Here is a 25,456-nt window from a genome sequence, read left to right on the forward strand (position 1 = left end):
GACCTGGACTGGTGGGCGGGGTTCTCCTCCACCGCTGCCGTGTTCGGCAACGCCGGACAGGCCGGGTACGCGGCGGCCGGCGCCTGGCTCGACGGCCTGGCCCACTGGCGCCGGGCCCACGGCCTGCCCGCCCTGACCGTCGACTGGGGCCCCTGGGCCCGGATCGGACTGGCCCGGAACCTGGACGCGCGCGGCTACCGCCTCATCGAACCCGAGGACGGCATGGCGGCGTTGGAGGCGCTGATCTCCGGCGGGCGCACACAGGCGGCGTTCGTCGCCTTCGGCCGGGACGAGTGGTTCAGCGGCCATCCGGCGGTACGCGCCTCGTCCGTCTACGCCCGCACCCGGGACGCCGCCGAGCAGGACGGGCAGGCGGGGGCGCCGCTGCTGACCCGGATCGCCGAGGCGCCGTCGCCGCAGCGGGCCCGGCAGCTCGTCGCCGCCTACCTCGTAGAGCAGGTGTGCGGTGTGCTGCGGCGCAGCGAGAGCACGGTCGACCTGCGGGCACCGATGTCCACCTTCCGGTTCGACTCCCTGATGGCCCTGGAGCTGCGCAACCGGCTGGAGGGCGGAACGGGCCTGAAACTGTCCGCGACGCTCGTCTGGGCCCACCCGGACCTGGCCTCCCTCGCCGACGACCTCGCCGGACGGCTGGGCATCGAGGCCGAACCCGAACCCGAACCCAAACCCCCCGCGGAGCCGGACCCCGGCACCGGCGACGACACGGACGACGACGCGGACGCCGCATTGCTGGCGCAGATCCTGGCCGCGGTCGAACCGGCGGACGGCACGGACGCTGACGAGGAGGGCCCGCGATGACCGACCTGGCCGCACTCATAGGCAAGCTCTCACCGAAGGCGCGGGCCGCGCTGGCCCGCGAGCTCACCGGCGGTGCCGAGGACCGGCCCGGCGCCGAGGAGCCCGTCGCGGTGGTGGGCCTGGGCTGCCGCTACCCCGGCGGCGCCGACACCCCCGAGCGGCTGTGGGACCTGCTGGCCGAGGGCCGCGACGCGGTCACCCGCATCCCCGACGGGCGCTGGGACATCGACGCGTTCTACTCCCCGGACCCGGACATGCCCGGCCGGATGCCGCACGTACGGGGCGGCTTCCTCGACGACGCCGCCGGCTTCGACGCCGAGTTCTTCGGCATCGCGCCCCGCGAGGCGCTGGCCATGGACCCGCAGCAGCGGCTGCTGCTGGAGGTGGCCTGGGAGGCGCTGGAGCACTCCGGCACCGCCCCGGAACGCCTGCGCGGCAGCCGCACCGGCGTCTACGTCGGGATCGCCGCCCCCGACTACCTCATCGAGCGGCTGCTGGACCCGGAGGGCCTGGACGACGCCCACACCGTGACCGGCGGCTCCCACAGCACCGCCGTGGGCCGGCTGTCGTACCTGCTGGACCTGCGCGGGCCGTCGATCGCCGTCGACACGGCGTGCTCCTCCTCGCTGGTGGCGGTCCACCTGGCCTGCCAGAGCCTGCGCAGCGGCGACACGGACGTGGCGCTGGCCGGCGGGGTGCACGTGATCAGCTCGCCGCTGACCACCGTCGCGCTGTACAAGGGCGGGATCACCGACCCGGACGGCCACTGCAAGGCCTTCGACGCCGACGCCGCGGGCTTCGTACGCGCCGAGGGCTGCGGAGTCGTCGTACTGAAGCGGCTCTCCGACGCGCTGCGCGACGGCGACCCGGTACGGGCCGTGATCCGGGGCAGCGCGGTCAACCAGGACGGCCTGTCGAACGCCCTCACCTCGCCCTCCGTGGAGGCCCAGCGGGCCGTCCTCGCCGAGGCGGTCGGGCGGGCCGGGGTCCGCGCGGGCGACGTGGGGATGGTGGAGACCCACGGCACCGGCACACCGATCGGGGACCCGATCGAGGTGACGGCGATCGGCGAGGTCTACGGGCGCTCGGGACAGGGCCGTTGTGCCCTCGGCGCGGCCAAGACCAACATGGGCCACTGCGAGGAGGCGGCCGGGGTCCTCGGCCTGATCAAGACGGTGCTGTGCCTCCAGCACGGCCGGATCCCGCCCAACGTCCACTTTCGGCGCCTCAATCCGGAGATCGACCTGGACGGAACCCGGCTGTTCGTGCCGACCGGGCTCACCGACTGGCCGGTCACCACGGCGGGGCCGCGGCTGGCCGCCGTGTCCTCCTTCGGCATGGGCGGCACCAACGCCCACCTCGTCCTCGAACAGGCCCCCGCGGGCCCGGAACCCGAGCCGGAACCGGAGCCGCGCCCGTATCTGATCCCGGTGTCGGGCGCCTCCCCGCGCGGGCTGCGCGCCAACGCCGAGCGGCTGGCCGAGTGGCTGCGCGGAAACGACGGAACCTCGCTGCGCGACCTGGCCCACACCCTGGGTCGGCGCCGCTCCCACCTCCCCGAACGCGCGGTGGTCGTCGCCGACACCCCGGACATCCTGGCGCTCGGCCTGAAGTCCCTGACGGCCGACGAGGACGGCCCGAACCCCGTCGGATCCGTGCTGCCCGCGGCGGCCGCCGGCGCGGTCTGGGTCTTCTCCGGACACGGCTCCCAGTGGTCCGGCATGGGCCGCGAACTCCTCGTGCAGGAGCCGGAGTTCGCCCGGATCCTGGACCGGCTCGAACCGGTGGTGGCCGAGGAGTCCGGCATCTCCCTGCGGGAGACGATCGCCGCCGGCGACTACGCCGACCCGGTCCGCACCCAGATCGCCCTCTTCGCGATGCAGGTGGGTCTGGCCGAGGTGTGGCGTGCCCACGGCGCCCGTCCGGCCGCGGTCCTCGGCCACTCCATGGGCGAGGTCGCCGCCGCGGTGGTCAGCGGGGCGCTCGCACCGGAGGACGGCGCACGCGTGATGTGCCGCCGGCTCGACGTGATGAGCCGCGGCCTCAAGGGCAAGGGCACCATGGCGCTGGTCGAACTGCCCATGGAGGAGGCCGCCCGACGCCTGTCCGACCACCCCTCGGTGTCCGTCGCCGTCAGCGCCTCGCCCCGCTCCACGGTGGTGTCCGGCGCCGTGGACGCCATCGAGGAACTGGTCGCCGCCTGGCAGGCGGAAGGGCTGCTGGCCAAGCGGATCAAGGGTGCCGACGGAGCCGGGCACAGCCCGCAGGTCGACCCGCTGCTGCCGGAACTGCGCGAACGGCTCAGCGGCCTCGACCCGGCCCGGCCCCGGGTCACCTTCTACTCCACCGCCCACCCCGACCCGCACACCGTGCCCGCCTGCGACGCCGACTACTGGGCGGCCAACCTGCGCAACCCCGTGCGGTTCACCCAGGCCGTCCAGGCGGCCGCCCAGGACGGGCTGCGGGTGTTCGTCGAGGTCTCCCCGCACCCGATCGTCGCCCAGTCGGTCACCGAGACCCTCGACGACGCCGGGATCGACGACGCCGTGGTCGTACCGACCCTGCGCCGCGCCCTCCCGGAGGTCACCACCTTCCTCACCCACCTGGGTCAACTCCACTGCCACGGCGCCCCGTTGGACCGCGAGCTGGCGCACCCGGCGGGCCGCCCTGTGGACGCGCCGGCCAACGCCTGGCAGCACCGGCAGTACTGGCTGCGCGAGGGGGAGCGCCGCGGCCCGGCCGTCGGCGGGGGCGAGCATCCGCTCCTGGGCACGCACATCCGGCTGCCCGGCACCCCGGCCCGGCACATCTGGCAGTCCACGGTGAGCCTGGACCGGCTGCCGTGGCTCGCCGACCACAGCTCACGCGACCTCGTCGTGATGCCCGGCACCGGCTACTGCGAGATGGCGCTGGCCGCGGCCTGCACGGCGTACGGCACCACCGCGGACGCGTTGCGGGTGACGGACATCGAGTACCAGCAGCTCCTCGTACTGAACCAACCCTCGCAGATCACCACCGAGTTCACCCGGCAGGACGACGGCAGTGCGGTCGTCGAGATCGCCACCTCCTCCACGGCCGGCGCCCGCGTCGTCCACGCGACGGCCCGGGTCCGGCCGGGCGAGCCGCACCCCACCGAGCCCGCACCCACCCTCTCCGCCCTCATGGCCGACCACCCCCGGTTCGGCGACCCCGCCGAGGTCTATGCGCGGATGCGCCGCTTCGGGCAGTTCCACGGGCCCGCGTTCGCCGGACTCGTCGAACTGCGCCTGCCCGCAAGGGAACCCGGCGACGGGCTCGTCGCCTCCACCCTGTGCCGCGTCGAGTGGCCGAAGGCCGCCACCCGCAACCCGCACTACCAGGTCCACCCCGCCTTCCTCGACGCCTGTCTGCACAGCGCGGTGGCGGGCGTGCCGGAGGTGCCCGGCCGCCACTACCTGCCCGCCGGCCTCGAACGCCTGGAGATCCACGGCGACTTCGGCACCGTCACCTACTGCCACGCCGAAGTCCGGGCCGCGCCCGGGGACGCGGGCTACCTGGCGCGGCTGCGCCTGCTCGACGCGCAGGGCGGCCCGGTCGCCGACCTCGACGGCCTGTACTTCCGGCAGATCGACGAGGCCGCCCTGCCGGTGTCCCTGCACGACAAGCTCTACGAACAGAGCTGGCAGCCCGCGCCGCTGCCCGAACCGTCGGGCGAGCCCCGGCCGGTGCACTGGCTCGCGCTCCACGACGGCGGCACGCGCGGGGCGGACCCCGCGGCAGCCGTCGCCTCCCTCGCCGCGGCGGGACACGCCGTCGCCCACGCCGACTGGCGCGACCCCGCGACGGTGACCGGCGCCCTCGCCGAGGACACCCCGTACACCGACGTGCTGTTCCTCGCCGACGCCGCCACCGAGGCCGTGGGCGAGGACACGCTCGCCGAGGGCGCGGCCCGGGTGCTCGCCGTGGCACAGGTGGTCGCCGGACTGGCCGAGCGCACGGCACGGGGGGTGGCCCCGCCGCGCCTGTGGCTGCTGACCCGGGGCGCGCAGTGCGTGACCGACGGAGAGCGGCCCGACCTCGCCCAGGTCGCACTGCGTGGCCTCGCCCGGAGTCTGGTGTTCGAGCACCCCGAACTGCGGCCCACCCTCCTCGACCTGGACCCGGCCTCCCGCGAACTGACCGAGGTGGCCGCCGAGGTGGGCTCCGGCGCCCAGGACGACGAGGTCGCCTGGCGTGCCGGTGAGCGCCGGCTCGCCCGGCTCACCGCGACGACCCTGCCCGCGGCCGACCCCACGGTCTCCTTCGTCCGCGAGGGCGGCGGCTACGTCGTCAGCGGCGGCCTGAGCGGCCTCGGCCTGTACACCGCCGGCGTGCTGGTCGAGCGCGGCGCGGGCTGCGTCGCCCTCAACGCCCGCTCCCGGCCGACGCCGGAGGCCGAGGAGGCGATCGGGCGGATGCGCGCCAGCGGGGCCCGGGTCGTCGTCGTACGCGGTGACATCGCGGAGCCCGGCATCGCACAGCGGCTCGTGGACGCCGTGCGCGACAGCGGCTGCGTGCTGCGCGGCGTGGTCCACTCGGCGGCGGCCCTCGACGACGGAGTGGTCGCCGGACTCACCGCCGAACGCCTGGACCGGGTCTGGCGGCCCAAGGCCGTCGGGGCCTGGCGGCTGCACGAGGCCACCGCCGGACTGGAACTCGACTGGTGGACCGGCTACTCCTCGATCGCCTCCCTGCTCGGCGCCGGTGGCCAGGGCAACTACGCGGCCGCCAGCGCCTGGCTCGACGGCCTGGCCCGGTGGCGCGCGGCGGACGGCCTGCCCGCCCTCTCCGTCAACTGGGGCGGCTGGGCGGAGATCGGCGCCGCCCGCGACCTCGAACTCGCCGCGTTCGGCCTGCTGCGCCCGCAGGAAGGCATCGAAGCGCTGGAAGGGCTGCTCGCCCACGGCCGCACCCGGGCCGGCGTCACCCGCATCCACACCAGGCTGCTGGCCGAGACCTACCCGGAGCTGACCGGCTCCTCGTTCTTCGCCCCGCTGCTCGCCGGCGGCGAGGAGGAACAGACGGCCGGGGACTGGCCCGGGCCCGGCGCGCTGAGCGGCCTGACCGGCCAGGAACTCACCGACACCGTGCAGGGCCGGCTGACCCGGGTCGTCGGCCGGACGCTCGGCATGCCGGCCGGGGAACTGGACACGGCCCGGCCGCTGGTCCGCCTCGGCCTCGACTCTCTCATGGCCGTCCGCATCAAGAACGCGGTGCAGCGCGACTTCGGCCTCGCCCTGCCGGTCGCCGTGCTGCTCCAGGGCGCGAGCGTGGACCGGCTCACCCAGGAGGTCGTACGCGGCCTGCCGGGCGGCACGGACCCGGCGGATGCGGCGGCCGACGACGGCACCGCCCGGATCGCCGAGAAGGCGCGCGCACGTGCCGCCCGGCGCGGACGGCGACAGGACAGGAGGAAGGACGGATGACGGCCGACGACCAGGAGCCGGGGCCCGACGAGGGGGCCGTCGCGGTGATCGGCATGGCGGGCCGGTTCCCGGGCGCCCGCACGGTGGCCGAGTTCTGGGACAACCTCTGCGCCGGGCGGGAGTCCGTCGTGGACCTCGACGACGAGGAACTGCGCGCCCAGGGCGTCCCCGACGCACTCCTCGCCCACCCCGACTACGTCAAGCGGGCCGCCCCGCTCGACGGCTTCGACGAGTTCGACGCCGACTTCTTCGGCTACACCGCGAAGGCCGCGCGCGAACTGGATCCGCAGCACCGGCTGTTCCTGGAGACCTGCTGGCACGCCCTGGAGGACGCGGCCCTGGACCCGGCACGCCACGACGGCGACATCGGCGTCTACGGCACCTGCTCGGGCAACGCCTACTTCGCCTACCACGCCCTGTCCGGGCACGACCCGCGCGAGCTGATCGGCGCGGGCATGAACACCGAGCTGCTGACGCTCATGGCCGGCAGCGACAACGCCTTCGTCGCCACCCGGGTCTCGCACGCACTCGACCTGCGCGGACCGAGCCTGGGCGTCCAGACCGCCTGCTCCAGCGCCCTGGTCGCGGTCCATCTCGCCGTCCAGAGCCTGCTGAACGGGGAGTGCGACGTGGCCCTGGCGGGCGGCATGACCGTCAAGGTGCCGCACCGGATGGGCTATCTGTACGAACCGGGCGCGATCGTCTCCCGTGACGGACGGTGCCGCGCCTTCGACGTCCGGGCCTCCGGCACCGTGTTCGGCAGCGGCGGCGGGGTGGTCGTCCTCAAGCCGCTCGCCGACGCCCTCGCCGACGGCGACCGGATCCGGGCGATCGTACGCGGCTCGGCCGTCAACAACGACGGCTCGCTGAAGATGGCGTTCAGCGCCCCGAGCGTCGACGGACAGGCCCAGGTCGTCGCCGACGCCCTCGCGGTGGCCGGAGCCGACCCGGACGACATCGGATACGTCGAGACCCACGGCACCGGGACCGTCCTCGGGGACCCGGTGGAGATCGCCGCGCTCAGCCGGGCGTTCGCGGGCCGCTCCCGCCCCTGCCCGATCGGCTCGGTCAAGCCCAACGTCGGTCACCTGGAGTACGCGGCAGGCATGCCCGGCCTGATCAAGGCCGTCCTGGCACTGGAGCACCGCACCCTTCCGCCCACCCTCCACTACACCGCGCCCAACCCCGAACTGCGGCTGCACGACTCGCCGTTCCGGGTCCAGGACCGGCTGGAGCCGTGGACCTCCGACCGGCCGCTGCTGGCCGGCGTCAGCTCGCTGGGCGCGGGCGGCACCAACGTCCATGTCGTCCTGGAGGAACCCCCGCGGCAGCCGGAGCCGCCCGCCGAGGAAGCGCCGGGCCCGCAGGTGCTGCTGGTGAGCGCCCGCGGAGCCGACGAACTCGCCGAATCTGCGAAGCAGTTGGCCGAACATCTGCGCACGGCCCCCGAGTCGCGCCTCGACGACGTGGCCGCCACCCTCGCCGAGGGGCGGCGCGCCCACGAGCACCGGCGGGCGGTGGTCGCCCGCACCGCGCAGGAGGCCGCCGAGGCCCTCGACGCCGTCTCGCACCCGCGCTCCCACACGGGCACCGCACCCCACAAGACGCCCTCCGTGGCCTTTCTGATGCCGGGTCAGGGTGCCCAGTACGGCGGCATGACCGCGGGCCTGTACGCGCACGACGCCCGCTTCAGGGAACAACTCACCGACTGCGCCGGGGCGTTCTCCGACGAACTGGGCACCGACGTCCTCGCCGCTCTGCTGGCCGAAGGCGAGGAACTGGCGCGGCGCACGGACCTCGCCCAGGCCGCCCTGTTCAGCGTGGAGTACGCCCTCGCCCGCCGGCTGGAACCCTGGGGGATACGGCCGCAGGCCCTCGCCGGGCACAGCGTCGGGGAGTACACGGCCGCCTGCCTGGCCGGCGTCCTCGACCTGCCGGACGCGGTACGGATGGTCGCGGCCCGCGGACGCCTCATGCGCGAGGCACCCCCGGGCGCGATGCTCTCCGTACGGCTCGCCGAGGCCGACCTTGCCCCCGAACTGCACGGAACGGGCCTGGAGTTGGCCGCCGTCAACGAACCGGGCGGCTGCGTCGTAGCGGGCCCGGCACCGGCCGTGGAGCTGCTCGCCGAGCGGCTGACGGCACGCGGCGTCGCGTCGAGCCGGCTGCACACCGCACACGCCTTCCACACCAGCGCCGTACAGGAAGCCGCCGACCGCTTCGCCGCGGAGATCTCCGGCATCCGGCTGCACGCCCCCCGGATTCCCCTGCTGTCCGGCGTCACCGGCACCTGGATGACCGACGCCGAAGCCGTCGACCACGGGCGCTGGGCCCGGCAGCTGACCGCGACGGTGCGGTTCGGCGCGAACACCCGGGAACTCCTCGCCGGCACCCCCCGGATCCTGGTGGAGACCGGCCCCGGCCGCACCCTGACCACCCTCGCCCGGCGCAGCACCGCCTGGAACACGGAGCACCGCACGGTCCAGACCGTCCGGCACCCCTCCGAGCCCAGGGACGACGTCGAGGTGTTCCACCTGGCCCTCGGCGCGCTGTGGGCGGCCGGAGCGGACGTCGACTGGAGCCCGGCCCGCGGCGGGCGGCGGCCCCGCAAGGTCTCCCTGCCCGGCTACCCGTTCCGCCGGGACCGGCACTGGATCGACTCGGCGTACATCCAGGGCGGGGCGCCGAAGATCCCGGTCCCCGCACCCCGCCAGGAGGCGCCGCAGGAGCAGGCCGGCGGCACCCGCGCCCTCCTCGCCGCCCTGTGGGGCGAACTGCTCGGTGTCCCCGACGTACCGCCCGACGCCAACTTCTTCGACCTGCGCGGCGATTCCCTGGTCGCCGTCCAGCTGGCGACCCGCGCCACCAAGGCCGGGCTGACCATGTCGCCGCAGGACGTCTTCGTCCACCAGACGGTCGCCGAACTGGCCGACGCCCTCGACGCGGCGGCGCCGCCCGCCCCCGGCCCGGGGGAGCGGCACGAACCGTGGACCGGCCCCGTCCCGCTGACCCCCGCCCAGCTGCGGCTGCTTGAGGAACCGCGCTCGAACGCCTTCCACGTCCCGCTGGTCGTCGAGGCCCCCGCCGCCCTGACCCCCGAAGCGCTCGACGAGGCCCTGGCCGCCGTGGTCGCCCTGCACGACGGGCTGCGGCTGCGCGTCCGGCACCGCGACGGCCTGTGGGAACAGGAGGTCGCCGAACCCACCCGGCGCGTTCCGCTGCTGGTGATCGACAGCGACGAACCGGACGCCGACCGGCGCGTCGCCGACGAGCTGGGCCGGGCCGTCGCCGCCGACGGCTACTCCGGCGGACCCCTGCTGCGGGCCGCCGTCGTGCCCGCGGCGGGCGGGCGCCCGGCCCGACTGGTCCTGGTGCTGCACCATCTGCTCGTCGACATCAGCTCCGAACGGCTGCTCCTTGAGGACCTCAACACCGCCTGCGGACAACTCCTCCAGGGGCTGCCCGTCGCCCTGCCCGCCCCCAGCACGCCGTGGCCCGGGTGGGCGGCCCGGGTCGCGGCGCTCGCCGCCGACCCCCAGGTGCACGCCGAACGGGCGCTGTGGCTCGGCGCCCGCCGCCGCGCCGTACGCCCCGCCCTCGGCGTACGGCCGGCATCCGGATCGCCCGCCGAGGCCGAGGTGCGCTGCGAGCGGACGGTGCTCGACGCGGCGGACACGGCAACCCTGCTGGCCTTCCAGCGCGAGCGGCGCGCCCCGCTGGACGAGACGCTGCTCGCCGCCGTCGCCCTGGCCCACCGTCAGGTGACCGGCGAGGACGCGCTGCTGGCGGACGTGGAGGGACACGGCCGCGCCGTGCCCCTCGCGGGCGTCGACCTCACCCGCACCATCGGGCCCTGCACCACCGTCTACCCGGTCCTGCTCACCACCGGCGGACGCGGCGTCGAGGGCGCCCTCGCCCGCGCCCGCGAGGCCCTGCACGAGATCCCCCGGCAAGGACTCGGCCACGGAGTGCTGAGCCGGCTGCACGCACCGACCGCCGCCCTGCTCGCCGGGGCTCCCCGGCCGGAGCTGATGGTCTGCTACCTCGGCGCCCTCAGCCACGACACCGCCGAACTCGACGACGGCCCCCTGCGCCCCGCCCCGGACGCGGTGCCGGCCGCCCGCTCGGCCTCCGCCTGCCTCGGCACCCCGATGGAGCTGCGCTGCTTTCTGAGCGGCGACCGCCTGCACCTCGACTGGTGGTACGACAGCCGGCGCTGCGACCGCGGCACGGTGCACGACCTGGTGGAACGGACGGCCGACACCCTGCGCGGCTGCGGCCGGACCACCGACACGCCCGACAGCGGCGGCACGGCCGGCTGGGGTGCCCTGACCGACGACGAATTCGCGGAGCTGTTCACCGAACCCCGCCGGAGCGAGAAGGACAGCGGATGACCACGCACAAGCGGCCCAGCCCCGCTCTCGACAACGTGGAGGACGTCCACGTCCTCTCGCCCATGCAGGAGGGCATGCTCTACCACACCCTGCGCCACCCGGACTCGGCGGTCTACCTCCAGCAGGCGGCCGTCACCTTCCACGGCCCGCTGGACCCGGCGCTGCTGCGCCGTGCCTGGCAGACCGTGGTCGACCGGCACACCACGCTGCGCAGCGCCTTCCGCTGGGAACGGCTGGACAAGCCGGTGCAGGTCGTCCAGCGCACGGCGGTGGTCCCGCTGGCCGAGCACGACTGGAGCGGGCTGACCCCGGAGCAACAGCGTTCCCGCGAGGAGCAGTTGCTGGCCCAGGACCGCAAGACCGGCTTCGACCTGGCCGAGGCCCCGCTGCTCCGGCTGCACCTGGCACGCCTCGCGGCCGACCGGTACCGCTTCGCGTTCAGCCTGCACCACATCATCCAGGACGGCTGGTCCACCGGGATCATGCTGCGCGAGGTGGGCGCCGCGTACGGGGCACTGTCCCGCGGCGAGCCGTTCGCGCCGCCGCCGGTCCGGCCGTTCGGCGAGTACATCAAGTGGCTGGGGGAGCAGGATCCGGCCGCGGCGGAGACGTACTGGCGGCAGCGGCTCCAGGGCTTCACCGAACCGACCCGGCTGGTGCGCTCGGCCACCGCCGCGGCCGGCACCGACCATGTGCAGCACGCCCGGCTGCACCTGCTCGACGCGGACCGCACCGCCGCCGTCACCTCGGCCGCCACCGCGCAGCGGGTCACCCTGAACACCTTCCTCCAGGCGGCCTGGGGTGTGCTCCTGGCCCGCTACTCCGGCCGCGCCGACGTGGTGTTCGGCGCCGTCTCCTCCGGCCGCCCGCCGGAGCTGGACGGGGTCGAGGACATGGTCGGCCTCTTCGTCAACACCGTCCCCACCCGGCTGCGCGTCGACCCCGACCGGGAGGTCGGCGACTGGCTGCGCGAGGTGCAGGCCGACGCTCTGGCCGCCCGCGCCTACGAGCACGTGCCCATGACCCGCATCCAGGAGTGGAGCGGAACACCGGCCGGGGTGGAGCTCTTCGAGACCGTGCAGGTGCTGCAGAACCTCGACGCCGACCCGCTCGCGGCCGTCTGGCAGGGCTTCGAGGACCTCACCGTCGCCGACTTCACGTACTACACCCGCACCAACTACCCGCTCACCCTGGCCGGACTCCCGGGCGAACGGCTCGGACTGCGCATCTCCTACGACCCCTCCTGGCTGACCGACGACAGCGCCGAACGCCTCCTCGGCCACCTGGACACCCTGCTCGTCGAACTGGCCGCCGACCCGCGGCGCCGGATCGGACGGGTGCCGCTGCTGACCGCCGCCGAAAGCGAGCAGCTGGAGGGCTGGTCACGGGGCCCCGCGCGGCGCCTCGGCCCCGGCGCCGCCCACCGCTCGGTCGCCGAGCACGCCGAACGCACCCCACAGGCGACCGCCCTCACCTGCGGCGCCCGCCGGCTCACCTACCTTGAGCTGGACCGGCGCGTGAACCGGCTGGCCGCCCTGCTGACCGAGCGCGAGGCGGCCCCCGGCATCGTCGGCGTCCTGCTGCCCGACCGCCTAGCGCAGACTGTGGCGGTGCTCGCCGTGGCGCGCGCCGGCGCCGTCCCCTTCCGCGTCGATCCCAGCCTGTCCCCGGACCTGCTGGCCGCCGAGGTGGGCGAGGTGCAGCCCCGGCTGCTGCTGACCCGGACCGGCACCGAGGTGCCGGCCGGAGCCGACTGCGAGGTCCTGCTCCTGGACGAGGACCCGGGCGACGACGAGGCCTGGGACCCCGCCGCCGCGGTGCTGCCCCCGGAGGAGTCCGTCGGCCGGCCCGCCTGGGTGGTGACGACCGCCGGAACGACCGGTCCGCCCAAGGCCGTTCTGCTCGGCCACGCGGCGGTCTCCGCCATGGCCTCGGCCGCCCGCGAGGAGTTCGGCCTGAGCGCCGACGACGTCGTGCTGTCCCTGGCCCCGCCCGGCTCCGCCGACGCGCTGCTCGAACTCCACCTGGCCCTCGTCAACGGCGCCGCCCTGCGCCTGCCCGAACAGCCGGTCGCCGCCGCCTCCTTGCTGCACGAGGCCCGCGAACACGGCACCCACCCGGACCTCACCGAGGTGACCTGTCTGCGGCTCACCCCGTCCCTGCTCGCGGCCCTGCCCGCCGGCCGGCTGCCGGACGGTGTGCGCACCCTGCTGGTCTCCGGCGAACGCAGCCCGCACGCCACCCTGCGCCGCCGGGCGACCGGGCGCACCCTGTACGAGGTGTACGGCACCGCGGAGACGGCCGGCCTCGCCACCGTGACCCGGGTGGACGACGAGGACCCGGCACCCGCGGGCGGACGGCCGACCGCCGGAGTGGCCGCCCACGTGCTCGACGACTCCGGCACCCCGCTGCCGGCCGGCGTCCCCGGCGAACTCCACATCGGCGGCGAGGCGGTGGCCCTCGGCTACCCCGGCCGCCCCGCGCTGACCGCGGAACGCTTCCGCTCCGACCCGAGGGCCGGACGGCTGCTGCGCACCGGCGACCTGGCCCGGTGGACCGAGGACGGCCGGCTGGAGATCCTCGGCCGCGCCGACCTGCGGCTGGCCGTCCGCGGACATGTGGTCGACCCCGCCGAGGTCGAGGACGCGCTGCTCGCCCTCACCGACGTCGAGCAGGCCGTCGTCACCGCCGACGGCCAGGGCGAGAACCGCCGGCTCATCGCCCACGTCGTGCCCGCCCCGCCGGACGCCGACCGGCCCGGCGCCGAACTCGACACCGACCAGGTCGAGCAGTGGCGGCAGGTCTTCGGACACGCCTACGGCGGCCCCGCCACCGGCGAAGAGCCCGAGTTCAACACCGTCGGCTGGAACAGCAGCCTCACCGGCGGCGCGATCCCCCAGGACGACATGCGCGAGTGGCTCGACACCACCCTGGACCGGCTCCGCGCCCTCGCCCCGCGCCGCGTCCTGGAGATCGGCTGCGGCACCGGCATGCTGCTGCTGCCCCTGAGCACCTCGTGCGAGCGGTACTGGGCGACGGACCTGTCCCCGACCGCCGTCGACTACGTGCGCGACCATCTGCCCGCCGAGGCCGCCGACCGCGTCGAGCTGCGCTGCCAGGAGGGCGACGACTTCACCGGCCTGCCCGAGGGCGCCTTCGACCTGGTGATCGTCAACTCCGTCGCCCAGTACTTCCCGCACGCCGACTATCTGCGCCGGGTCCTGGAGGGCGCCCACCGGATGCTGCTGCCGGGCGGCCGCATCTTCGTGGGCGACGTACGGAGCCTGCCGCTGCTCACCGCCCAGCACGTCGCCGCCCAGCTCGCCAACAGCCCGGACCTGCGCGACACCCGGCCGCTGTGGCAGGCCGCCCACCGCGCGGCCCGCACCGACGAGGAACTGGTCCTGCACCCCGACTACTTCCGCCGCGTCACCGCCGGCTGGCCCGAGGGCGGCGGCACCCGGATCACCGTCCGGCGCGGCCGGGCCCGCAACGAGATGTCCCGCTTCCGCTACGACGCCCTCCTCACCTCCGGCACCACCGGGCAGCCCGAGGCACCGGCCCGCGTCACCGAGTGGACCGGCGACCTCACGGACCTGCGCGAGGCGCTCGCCGCACGACCGGGCTCCCTGCTCGTCCGGGGCGTACCCGACGCCCGCTCGCACGGACTGGCCACCGCCGCCCGCATGCTCCAGGACGGCACGGCACCCCGCGACGCGGGCTCCCTGCGCGCCGCCGTGGAGGCGCACCCGGCCGTGGAACCCGACGATCTGCACGAGCTGGCGGAGGCGTCCGGGTACGCCGTCGACCTGCTGACCGGCGACCGGCCCGGCACCGTGGACGCCTTGTTCGCCGAGCAGAACGGGTCCGGCACCGTGGACGCTCCGTTCGCCGAGCAGGACGGGTCCGGCACCGTGGACGCCCCGTTCGCCGAGCAGGACAAGCCCGGGAACGAGGCCGCGCGAGCGAAGTGGTGGGCCTGGGCCGACACCCTGCGGCCCGCCCCGCGCCCCTGGCCGGAGTGCGCCAACGACCCGCTGACCCGCCGCCGGGAGAGCCGGCTGCTGCCGCGGCTGCGCGCGGCACTCGACGCCGGCCCCCTGCCCCCGCACCTCGTCCCGGACGAGATCGTCCTGACCGGCAGCCTGCCGCTGACCCGGCACGGCCGCCCCGACCCCGGCGCGCTGCCCGCCTCCGAACGCCCCGCCCGGGCCGGCACGCCCAGCGCCTTCGTCGCCCCCAGGGACAGCACCGAACTGCGGATCTGCAAGGTCTGGGAGGACGTGCTGGGCGTGCGCCCCGTCGGCGCCACCGACAACTTCTTCGCCCTCGGCGGGCACTCCCTGCTGGCGATGCGGGTGATCTCCCGGCTCCAGCGCCGGTTCGACCAGGACGTGGACCTGGCGGTGCTGTTCAGCACCCCGACCGTCGCCGAACTCGCCGACGTCCTGCGCCCGGGAACCGGCCGCAGCACCCGCTCCTCCCTGGTCGCCCTGCGCGACCAGGGCAGCATGCCGCCGTTCTTCGCCGTCCACCAGACCGGCATGAACACCCTCGTCTACCAGTTCCTCGCCGACCAGCTCGGCCCCCAGCAGCCCTTCTACATGCTGGAGCACTCCGACATCGCGCAGTTCGAACGCCTGGAGGACCTGGCCGCGCACTATGTCGGCGCCGTGCGCGAGGCGTTCCCGCACGGCCCCTACCGGCTCGGCGGGCTGTCCTTCGGCGGCCTGGTCGCCTTCGAGATGGCCCAGCAGCTCGTCGCGGCCGGCGAGGAGGTCGACGTGGTCACCCTCTTCGAGTCCTCGCTCGCGGGCACCCCGCCGGACCTCGGCGGGCCGCGCGAACTGCTCGCCTACCGCACCCACCACTACGCCCGCGTCTTCGAGCTGATCTTCCACCGCTCGGTGCGGCTCACCGAGGAGGAGCTGTTCCCCCTCGACGAGCAGGGCCAGCTCGACCTGCTGTACCGGCGGGTGGCCGAGGTGCTCCAAGGGGACATCGGCATCGACCTGTTCCGCTCCACCGTCGACGCCGTCCGCACCGCCCGCCGCATGGTGCAGGGCTACCGGCCCGGCCCCTGGGACGGGCCGCTGCACCTGTTCATCGGCCTCCAGCCGATGCCGGAGGGCATCAACGACCCCGAGTTCTACCGCCCCGACCGCGCCCTGGGCTGGGACGCCGTGGCCCCCCGGCTGCGGATCCTGGACGTGCCCGGCGACCACCTGACCCTGCTCAACCCGCCCAACGTCGAAGTCCTCGCCCGTCAACTGCGCCCCCTGCTGGAGCAGCGCACCACCGGAGGCACCCCGTGACCTCTTCCTGGTTCGTCCCGTTCGACGAACGCCCCGAGGCGTCACTCACCCTCATCTGCTTCCCGTTCGCCGGCGCCAGCGCTCCCGCGTTCCGGCCGTGGCTGCCGCTGCTGCCGCGCTCCGTCGCCCTGCACGCCGTTCAGCTGCCGGGCCGTCAGGACCGTATGCGCGAACCGGCGTTGACCGGCCACCGGGAGATCGTCCAGGCGCTGGCCGACGAGCTGGAGAAGCAGCCGCCCGAACTGCCCTACGCCTTCTTCGGGCACAGCATGGGGGCGCTGCTCTCCTTCGAGCTGGCCCGCGAACTGCGCCGCCGGGGAGCCCGGGCCCCGGTGCTGCTGGCCGTGTCCGGCTGGCCCGCGCCCAGCGGCGTGCCCGCGCACGTTCCGATCACCACGCTGCCCGACGACCGCTTCCTCGCCGAGGTCGCCACCCTGGGCGGCATGCCGGACGAGGTGCTCGCCGAACCCGATCTGATCGATGTGCTCCTGCCGTCGCTGCGCGCCGACTTCGGGGTCTGCGAGCGGTACCGGTACGAGCCGGGGGAGCCGCTCGACACCCGGCTGATCGTCTTCGGCGGCACCCAGGACCCGATGAGCACGATGGACGGACTGCGCGGCTGGCGGGCGGAGTCGACGCGCCCGGTGCGGGTGCGGCAGTACCCGGGAGGCCACTTCTATCTCATCGAGCACGCGACCGCCGTGGTCGGCGCCGTCGTCGACGAGATACGCGGGGTGCTCGCCGAAGGATCGACGGTCGGTGGGGCGGGCCATGACACAGCGAGCTGAGGGGGCCACGGACATGGAAGCGGCGGGTTTCGGCGGCACGGTCGGCAAACGCGAGGAACTCGCCCGCCGGCGCCGGAAGGCGCTGTCGGCGGGCTCGCCGGCGGCAGTGGACAGACAGCACGCCAAGGGCAAGCTGACGGCACGGGAACGGATCGACCTGCTGCTCGACCCGGACTCCTTCGTCGAGATCGGACAGCTGGCCCGGCACCGCTGCCACGAGTTCGGCATGGACCGCAGCCGCCCGTACGGCGACGGCGTGGTGACCGGCCACGGCACGATCGACGGGCGGACGGTGTGCGTCTTCGCCCAGGACTTCACCGTCTTCGGCGGCACGCTGGGCGAGGTCTACGGCGAGAAGATCGTCAAGCTGATGGACCTGGCCGGGTCGATCGGCTGCCCGCTGATCGGCCTCAACGACTCCGGCGGTGCACGCATCCAGGAGGGCGTGGCGTCCCTCGCGCAGTACGCCGAGATCTTCCGCCGCAACGTCGCGCTCTCCGGCGTGGTGCCGCAGATCTCCGTCCAGCTGGGCCCCTGTGCGGGCGGCGCCGCCTACTCCCCGGCCGCCACCGACTTCGTGATCATGGTGGACCAGCTGTCCCACATGTTCGTGACCGGACCGGAGGTCATCAGGTCCATCACCGGTGAGGAGACGGACCCGGAGGACCTCGGCGGGGCGCGCACCCACAACGAGATCACCGGCAACGCCCACTACCTCGCCACCGACGAGGAGGACGCCTTCGACTACGTACGGATCCTGCTCGGCCATCTGCCCGCCAACAACCAGGCGGAACCGCCCGTCTACGCGCCGCACTCCGACGAGGCCGCACAGCCGGCGGACGACTGGCTGGACACGGTCGTCCCGGACGCCGACAACCGCCCGTACGACATGCTCGCCATCGTCCAGCGGGTGGTGGACGACGGCGAACTGCTGGAGATCTCCCCGCTGTTCGCGCGGAACATCATCTGCGGCTTCGGCCGGATCGAGGGGCACTCGGTGGGCGTCGTCGCCAACCAGCCGCTGCACGCGGGCGGCGCCCTCGACATCGACGCCTCGGAGAAGGCCGCACGCTTCATCCGCTTCTGCGACGCCTTCGGCATCCCCGTGCTGACCTTCGTCGACGTGCCCGGCATCCTGCCCGGAGTGGAGCAGGAGCGCGGCGGCATCATCCGGCGCGGGGCCAAGCTCGGGTACGCCTACGCCGAGGCCGGCATCCCCATGATCACCGTCGTGGTGCGCAAGGCGTTCGGCGGCGGCTACGCCGTGATGGGCTCCAAGCACCTGGGCATCGACGTCAACCTCGCCTGGCCGACGGCACAGATCGCCGTGATGGGGGCGTCGGCCGCCGCCGAGGTGATGCACCGCAAGCAGCTCATGGAGGCCGAGGACCCGGTCACCCTCAAGAAGCAGCTCGTGGCCACGTACGAGGAAACGCTGTGCAACCCCTACCTGGCGGCCGACCGCGGCTATGTCGACGCCGTGATCGCCCCGACGGAGACGCGCGAGGAGATCGTGCGGCGGCTGCGGGTGCTGCGGCCCAAGCGCCGTACGAAGACCACCCGTTGGCACGGGAACATTCCGCTGTGAGCGGGGCGAGGAGAGCAGACATGGCCGGGGCAGCCCACGAGCGCATGGACGAGATCTTCGCCCGCGTCGCCGCTCAGCAGCCGGACGCGGTGGCGGTCGAGGACCGCGGGCGCACGGTGACGTACGCCCAACTGGCCGAGCGCGCACGGAAGATCGGCGATCTGCTGCTCAAGGCAGGGGTGCCGTCCGGGGGGCTCGTCGGGCTGCGCGCGGGCCGCGGGGCGCAGGCGGTCGCGGGCATGCTCGGCATCTGGGGGCACGGCTGCGGGTACGTCCCGATCGACCCCCGCTATCCGCAGGCCCGCCAGGACTACCTGGTCGAGGACTCCGGCGTCGGGCACCTGGTCGTCGAGGACCCGGCGAGCGGCGAGCCGACGGTAGAGCCCACGGGACGCACACCCGACGACACCCCGCCGGTGCCCACCGACACGGCGTACGTCATCTACACCTCCGGTTCCACCGGCGCCCCCAAGGGAGTTGTGGTCCGGCACGCCAACGTGGCGGCCCTGCTGGGCGGTTGCCGGTCCTACGACCTCGGCCCCGGCGACGCGTGGTCCTTCTTCCACTCGCCCAGCTTCGACTTCAGCGTGTGGGAGATCTGGGGTGCGCTCGGTACGGGCGGCCGGATCGTCGTCGTGCCCGAGGAGGTCACCACCGACCCCGCGGGCCTGGCCGGCCTGCTGGCCGACCGGCGGGTGACCGTCCTCAGCCAGGTCCCCTCGGTCTTCGGCTTCCTGGTGCGCGGCCTGGAGGACCAGCCCGTGCCGCTGCCCGACCTGCGGTACGTCGTGTTCGGCGGCGAGGCGGTCAGCGCACCGGTGATCCGCCGCTGGACCGACCTCGGACTCGCCCCCGGGGCCGAACTGCACAACATGTACGGGATCACCGAGATCACCGTGCACGCCACCGACACGGTCGTCGACCCCGGAAAGCTGCGCCGGCACCTGATGGGCACCCCGATCGGCCGGGCGCTCCCGCATCTGCGCATCGCGCTCCTGGAGGACTCGACCCCCGTGCCGCCCGGCGTGCCCGGCGAACTGCACGTGGCCGGAGCCGGGGTCGCCCACGGCTACCTCGGCCGCCCCGAACTGACCGCCGAACGCTTCGTCCGCCTCGCCTTCGACGACTTCCAGGACCTGTGGTACCGCACCGGTGACTACGCCGTGGAGGACGACGACGGCGAGCTGGAGTACCTCGGCCGCCGTGACGAACAGGTCAAACTGCGGGGCTTCCGCATCGAGCTCGGCGAGATCGAGGCCGCCCTCGACGACCTGCCCCAGGTGCGCGAGTGCGCGGTCGTGCTCACCACGGCCCCGAGCGGAGAACCGCTGCTGGCCGCCTGCTACGTGCCGAAGGACGGCCCCGTCGAGGACGGGCTGCTGCGCCGGGAGCTGGCCGGCGTCCTGCCCGCCCACATGCTGCCCTCGGCCTGGGTCAGCCTGCCGGAACTGCCGCTCACCCTCTCCGGCAAGCTCGACCGCTCCGCCCTGATCCCACTCGTGGCCGAATCCGCGGGCTCCCAGCGGGGCCAGGGGAACTGACAGCTGCCTTCCGGTCGCACAGCCCTGCACTTCGGCGGAGCGCTCAGCGCCGCCTGTGACGGTCGCGGCGGTCGGTGCGCTGTAGCAGATGGGTCGTGAGGGCAGCCTTTTGGGGCCGCATCCCTCCCCTGGCGGCGGGTGTTCGCCCGCGCGACCCAAGGCCCCGGCCGACCCACAGCCGGACCCCAGCCCCGGTGCAGGGTCGGGCGGGGCTGCTTCAGCGGCGCGGCCTGACCGTCGCCATGCGGACGGCCGCGTCGTGGACGAGGCGGGCGTGCAGTTCGAAGAGGGCGACCAGGTCGACGCTGTCGCCGGTGATCTCGCGGTGGACGAAGAGCCCGTCGGCGCCGGCAATGGCGTAGGTGGTGAGGGTCTGGACGGCCTCCTCGTCCAGGCCCGGGAGCAGGGTCGAGATGACGTCTGCGATCTTCTTCCGGGAGATCTCGCGGACCTGGAGGAAGACGGTGCGGCCGCGGGGTTCGGTGGGCCGTCGTTCCAGGGCGAGCATCAGGCCGAGGCGCAGGAAGTCGGGTGCGTCGATGAGTGAGCGGGCCACGTTGGCGGCCATCAGGGTGACCCGTTCCAGGGGGGTGCCGGCGTCCTCGCCGGGCAGCTCGACCGCTGCCAGCCAGGTCTCGAAGCTGCGCTCGATGACGGCGGCGATCAGGTCGTCCTTGTCCTTGAAGTGCCAGTAGATGGAGCTGGCGGGCAGTCCGCACTTGGCGCTGACGGCCGCGATGGAGGTGCCGTCGTAGCCGCGCTCACCGGCGATCTCCACGGCCGCGTCCAGGATGCGCTGCCGCGACTCCACCCCGTTCGCGCGCTTCCTGCGCGGCGCCTGCGCCCTGGTCATGTACGTGCCCTTCTCCACTGACGCTTCTCCACTGACGCTACTCAACTGACGATCGTGTCGACGGCATCGAGGTCCGGCAGATCCAGCGAGCAGATCCGCGCCGCCTCCTGCGCGGAGATGCCGAACTGCTGCAACAGGCCGCGGACGACCAGGTCCGACGACCTCGCGTCGTCGCGGTCGGGCTGCGCGTGCAGCAGCGCGCCCAGCGCCAGCGCGGCGCCCGCCGTCACCGCCAGCGCGAGCTCGGGGTCCTCCACCTCGAACCGGCCCGCCGCCACCGCGGCCCGGATGTCGTGGAAGGCGCGCGGCGCCAACCCGCGGGGGGACTGGGCCAGTTCGAGCCCGTGGTTGAGCAGGATCCGGCTCAGCTCCGGGTGCCGCCGGTGCAGCCGCCCGGTCATCCGGAAGCTCTGCGCGTACGCGACCGCGGGGTCGTCCATCTCCGCGGTGAGGCGGTCCATCAGGTCGCCCCACCACTCCAGCGCCTCCTCGACCGCGACGCGGAAGAGCTCCTCCTTGCTGTCGAAGTGGTTGTAGAAGGAGCCGACCCCGATGTCGGCGAGCTCGGTGATCTCCAGGATCGGAACGTCCGTCCGCCCCTCGGCCAGCAGACGCTGGGCCGCGTACACCAGCGCGCTCCGGGTCCGCGCCCTGCGTCGGTCCACCCGCGACGTCGCCGTCTTCTCGGGCATCGCGTCCTCCGTCCCACCCGTACTGGCGTTCACCAGCACTCTAGCCGCCCGGCCCGTTTCCTGAAGATTTCTTCAGCTCTCTTGACTGACGTCAGATTCGGAAGTGAATATTTCTTCAGAACAATCTGAGGACGTGATGACCGTGGGCACTCACAACGACCTGCACTCCGACCGCGGCGCGCTGCCCGGAGAGCATCCGGGCCGGGCGGCGAACCCGGTGATCAAGGTTCATGACCTCGCGTGGCTGGAGTTCGCCAAGCCCGACCTGCACCGCGCCGCGGCCTTCGCCCGGGCGTTCGGCTTCGTGACGTCGTACCGCGACGGCCGCGAGCTGCATCTGCGCGGAACGCAGTCCGGCGCGCCCTGCGTGATCGTCCGCAAGGGCCGCACCTCACGGTTCCTCGGGCCGGCCTTCCGCGCCGCCGACACCCGCGACCTGCTGCGCCTGGCCGACGCCACCGGCACCCGGGTGCGGCCGCTGCCCCCGATCCTGGGCGGCTCGGCCGTGGACCTGCGCGACCCCGGCGGCCTGCGCGTCCGGATCGTCGCCGACACCGACGAACTGCCCGCCCTGCCGGGACAGCAACGGCAGACCGTGAACGCCGCCGACGACCTGGCCCGAGTCAACGGCACCCAGCGACCACCCCGCGAACCGTCCGGCGTACGGCGCCTCGGGCATGTCGTCCTCCAGACGACCACCTACCTGCGCACCCTGAACTGGTATCTGGACCGTCTCGGCCTGATCGTCAGCGACTTCCTCTACTACGAGGGTCAGCGCGACCGCGGCCCCACCATGAGCTTCGTCCGCTGCGACCGCGGCAGCACCCCGACCGACCACCACACCCTGGCCCTCACCCTGGGCCCCTCCAACCGCTATGTGCACTCGGCGTACGAGGTGACCGACCTCGACGCGCTGGCCGCGGGCGGCGAGTATCTCCTCAAGCAGGGCTACCGCCGTTCCTGGGGGATCGGCCGGCACATCCAGGGCAGCCAGCTCTTCGACTACTGGCGCGACCCCGACGGCTTCCTGGTCGAGCACTTCACCGACAGCGACATGTTCGACGCCGGCCTGGAACCCGGCTGGGCCCCCATGACGGCCTCCGGGCTGGCCCAGTGGGGCCCTCCGGCCACCAAGGACTTCCTCGGCGTCGCCCCCGGCCGCGAGTCTCTGGCCGAACTGCGCGCGATCCTCACCGCCCTCCGCTCCGACGACAACGAGTTCGACCTCGAACGCCTGCGAGGCCTGCTGAAAGTGGCTACGTCATGACTCTCTCCGTCCTGCGCACCTCCGACGCCTGGTGGGTCGCCCGCGACGCGCAGCGCGCCGTCCGGATCGACACCACCGCGACCACGACCGCCGAACTCCTCGCCGACCGGGCCGCGATCCACGCCGCCACCGGCGAACCCCACGACATCGCCGGGCTCCAGCTGCTCTCCCCGGTCACCGCGCCGTGCCGGGTGGTCGCGCAGATGACCAACTACGTCTCCCACGTGCGCGATTCGGGCATGAACCCGGACACCGTCCCGCTGACCTTCTTCCGCAAGACGTCCGGCTCCGTCAGCGGCCCGTACGACGAGATCGTCAAGCCCGCCCACGTCCGCTTCCTCGACTACGAGATCGAACTCGGCCTGGTCGTCGGCAGCCCCCTCGAAGTGGGCGCCAGGGTGACCGACCTGAAGGACCACATCGCCGGCCTCGTCATCACCAACGACGTCTCCGCCCGCGACGTACAGCTCCCCAAGACCCAGTTCTACGAGGCCAAGTCGTACCCGACCTTCACACCCGTCGGCCCCGCCCTGGTCCTGCTCGACGCCGACGAGCTCGACCGGCTGACCGAGCTGCGGCTGGTCCTCAGGGTCAACGGCGAGATCCGCCAGAACAGCGACCTGACCGACATGATCTACAGTCCGCTGCGGGCGCTCCAGGAACTCTCCCGCTTCCAGGCTCTCGCCCCCGGCGACCTCCTCCTCACCGGCACCCCGGGCGGTACGGCCCTCAAGGCGCCGCCCAAGCCGGTCGAGCTCCTCGGCGCGCTCCTGCCTCCCGCGATGAAGTGGAAGGCGTTCTTCAAGTCCCAGGCGAGGAACGAGAAATACCTCCGCGACGGCGACGTGCTGGAGCTCTCCATCCGCACCCCCGACGGCGCCGTCGACCTCGGCACGCAGCGGACCGGGGTGAGGTTCGCATGACCACCGGCACCGACATCGCCTGGCCGCGCTACGACCACCCCGACGACCTGCCCGTCATCGAGGCGGTGCCGCTGGCCGCACGCGGACTGCCCGCCACCTCCTACGACGCCCTGCGCCGCGCGGCCGACCGGTGGCCCGGGCGGACCGCGCTCAGCGTCCTCCCCGACGCCGCGTCCTGGCGCACACCGAGGACCCGCACCTACCCGGACCTGCTCGCCGACGTGCACCGGACGGCCAACGCCCTGTACCGCCTCGGCGTCCGCCGCCACGACGCCGTAGCGCTGCTCTCCCCGAACTGCGACGAACTGATCACCGCCCTCCTCGCCGCCCAACTCGTGGGAATCGCCACGCCCGTGAACCCGGCGCTCGACCGCGGCCATGTCACCGAGCTGGTCCGCCGGTCCGGCGCCCGCGTGATCGTCACCGCCTCCGCGGAGCTGAGTCCGGAGGCGTACGCCACCGGCGCCGAGCTGGCCCGGCAGGGGCTCGTGGACCACGTCCTCGTCCTCGGCTCCACCGACGCCCTCGCCGACTGTCCGAGCGACCGCTTCCTCGGTGAACCGCCCACCGGCACCGACCTCGCCGCCTTCTTCCACACCGGCGGCACGACCGGCGCGCCGAAACTCGCCGCCCACACGCACACCAACGAGATCACCGACGCCTGGATGCTCGCCGCCAACTCCGTACTGGACGAGGAGTCGGTGGTGTTCGCCGCGCTGCCGCTGTTCCATGTCAACGCGCTCGTCGTCACCCTGCTCGCACCCATGCTGCGCGGCCAGCACGTCGTGTGGGCAGGCCCGTTGGGCTACCGCGACCTCGGCCTCTACGCGGAGTTCTGGCGCATCGTCGAGCACTACCGCATCGCCACGATGAGCGCCGTGCCCACCGTCTACGCGGTCCTGGCCGGCTGCCCGGTCGGCGACGCCGACCTCGGCTCGATGCGCTGCGCGATGGTCGGCGCCTCCGCGCTGCCCGACGGGGTGCGCACCAGCTTCGAGACGGCGACCGGGATTCCGCTGATCGAAGGCTACGGACTCACCGAGGCGACCTGCGCGAGCGCGCGCGGATTCCTGGACCTGCGCCGCCCCGGATCGGTCGGACAGCGCCTGCCGTACCAGCGCCTCAGGATCGGGGACGGGCTGCCGCCCGGCGAGATCGGCACCGTCCACATCGGCGGCCCCACCGTGTTCCCCGGCTACGTCGAGGGCCGCGACGCCGACGGCCACCGGATCAGTGCACAGGGCAGGGTGACCGACGGCTGGCTGGACACCGGCGACCTCGGATACCTCGACGAGGACGGCTTCCTCCACCTCACCGGACGCGCGAAGGACCTCATCATCCGCGGCGGCCACAACATCGACCCCCGGGTGATCGAGGACGCGCTGCTCGCGCACCCGGCGGTCACCGGCGCCCAGGCCGTCGGCCAGCCGGACGAGCGGGCGGGCGAGGTGCCGGTGGCGTACGTGACCGTCACCGACCCCACGGTCGGCGAGGACGACCTGCGGGCCTGGGCCGCCGCGCACGTCGGTGAACCCGCCGCCGCCCCCAAGGCCGTCCGCGTCCTCGACACGCTCCCCGTCACCTCGGTCGGCAAGCCGTACAAACTGCCGCTGCGCGCCGACGCCACACGACGGGTGCTGACCGAACTCCTCGCCGACCTCGACGACGTCCAGGACATCCGGACCGAGGCCGACTCGGGCACGGTGACGGCCACGGTCGCCCTGCGCGCCGGAGCCACCACCACGGCCGAAGTGGAGCGCCGCGTAGGCAGGTTCGCGGTGGCCTGCCGCGTCGTCGCACCGTAGCGCGCGCAGGACTGACGTGCCGGTGGC

General features: G+C 73.9%; 12 protein-coding genes (1 of these 12 only partly in view). 10 read left to right on the forward strand and 2 right to left on the reverse strand.

Annotated elements, in window-relative coordinates; all coding sequences use genetic code 11:
- The 7 genes in view from AB0Q90_RS29830 to AB0Q90_RS29860 are tightly spaced (at most 20 nt apart) and all read left to right on the forward strand, a layout consistent with a single transcriptional unit that may run on beyond the window.
- Positions 1-819, forward strand: partial view of a type I polyketide synthase gene (locus tag AB0Q90_RS29830; protein WP_363158574.1) — the final stretch only. It extends 5,739 nt beyond the left edge of the window; the window shows 819 of its 6,558 coding nt (coding positions 5,740-6,558); its start codon lies beyond the left edge, outside the window; it ends in the stop codon at positions 817-819.
- The gene (locus tag AB0Q90_RS29835) at positions 816-6,263 is read left to right on the forward strand and encodes a type I polyketide synthase (RefSeq protein WP_363158573.1); all 5,448 of its coding nucleotides are present in this window, start codon (positions 816-818) and stop codon (positions 6,261-6,263) included. Before AB0Q90_RS29830 ends, AB0Q90_RS29835 begins: the two co-directional genes overlap by 4 nt.
- Positions 6,260-10,657, forward strand: a complete 4,398-nt coding sequence (locus AB0Q90_RS29840; protein WP_363158571.1) for a beta-ketoacyl synthase N-terminal-like domain-containing protein — start codon at positions 6,260-6,262, stop codon at positions 10,655-10,657. The genes AB0Q90_RS29835 and AB0Q90_RS29840 overlap by 4 nt, the downstream gene beginning before the upstream one ends.
- Positions 10,654-15,972, forward strand: coding sequence for a condensation domain-containing protein (locus AB0Q90_RS29845; RefSeq protein ID WP_363158570.1), 5,319 nt, complete (start codon positions 10,654-10,656; stop codon positions 15,970-15,972). The genes AB0Q90_RS29840 and AB0Q90_RS29845 overlap by 4 nt, the downstream gene beginning before the upstream one ends.
- Entirely contained in the window at positions 15,969-16,760 is a 792-nt protein-coding gene (locus tag AB0Q90_RS29850) for an alpha/beta fold hydrolase (protein ID WP_363158569.1), read from the forward strand. The genes AB0Q90_RS29845 and AB0Q90_RS29850 overlap by 4 nt, the downstream gene beginning before the upstream one ends.
- Before the next feature lie 13 nt (positions 16,761-16,773).
- Complete coding sequence (locus AB0Q90_RS29855; RefSeq protein WP_363158699.1) at positions 16,774-18,348, forward strand: acyl-CoA carboxylase subunit beta; 1,575 nt, start codon at positions 16,774-16,776, stop codon at positions 18,346-18,348.
- A gap of 20 nt (positions 18,349-18,368) precedes the next feature.
- Complete coding sequence (locus AB0Q90_RS29860) at positions 18,369-19,889, forward strand: amino acid adenylation domain-containing protein (RefSeq protein ID WP_363158568.1); 1,521 nt, start codon at positions 18,369-18,371, stop codon at positions 19,887-19,889.
- A 217-nt stretch (positions 19,890-20,106) separates the two neighbouring features.
- Here AB0Q90_RS29860 and AB0Q90_RS29865 read toward each other — a convergent pair whose 3' ends face one another.
- Together AB0Q90_RS29865 and AB0Q90_RS29870 are read right to left on the reverse strand one after the other, a co-directional pair.
- Complete coding sequence (locus tag AB0Q90_RS29865) at positions 20,107-20,742, reverse strand: TetR/AcrR family transcriptional regulator (RefSeq protein ID WP_363158567.1); 636 nt, start codon at positions 20,740-20,742, stop codon at positions 20,107-20,109.
- A gap of 41 nt (positions 20,743-20,783) precedes the next feature.
- Positions 20,784-21,434 carry a TetR/AcrR family transcriptional regulator gene (locus AB0Q90_RS29870; RefSeq protein ID WP_363158566.1) on the reverse strand — a complete coding sequence of 217 codons (651 nt, stop codon included), beginning with the start codon at positions 21,432-21,434 and terminating at the stop codon, positions 20,784-20,786.
- A gap of 136 nt (positions 21,435-21,570) precedes the next feature.
- Between AB0Q90_RS29870 and AB0Q90_RS29875 the strand changes: the two genes are divergently transcribed.
- From AB0Q90_RS29875 to AB0Q90_RS29885, 3 genes are read left to right on the forward strand one after another with little or no spacing between them, the layout of a single operon-like run.
- The gene (locus AB0Q90_RS29875; protein WP_363158565.1) at positions 21,571-22,701 is read left to right on the forward strand and encodes a VOC family protein; all 1,131 of its coding nucleotides are present in this window, start codon (positions 21,571-21,573) and stop codon (positions 22,699-22,701) included.
- Positions 22,698-23,624: a fumarylacetoacetate hydrolase family protein gene (locus AB0Q90_RS29880; RefSeq protein WP_363158564.1), complete on the forward strand. Its 927-nt coding sequence runs from the start codon at positions 22,698-22,700 to the stop codon at positions 23,622-23,624. The genes AB0Q90_RS29875 and AB0Q90_RS29880 overlap by 4 nt, the downstream gene beginning before the upstream one ends.
- Entirely contained in the window at positions 23,621-25,429 is a 1,809-nt protein-coding gene (locus AB0Q90_RS29885) for an AMP-binding protein (RefSeq protein ID WP_363158563.1), read from the forward strand. The genes AB0Q90_RS29880 and AB0Q90_RS29885 overlap by 4 nt, the downstream gene beginning before the upstream one ends.
- Positions 25,430-25,456: the final 27 nt, after the last annotated feature.

The organism is Streptomyces sp. NPDC079141 (assembly GCF_040686775.1).
In the GTDB taxonomy this organism is placed as follows: domain Bacteria; phylum Actinomycetota; class Actinomycetes; order Streptomycetales; family Streptomycetaceae; genus Streptomyces.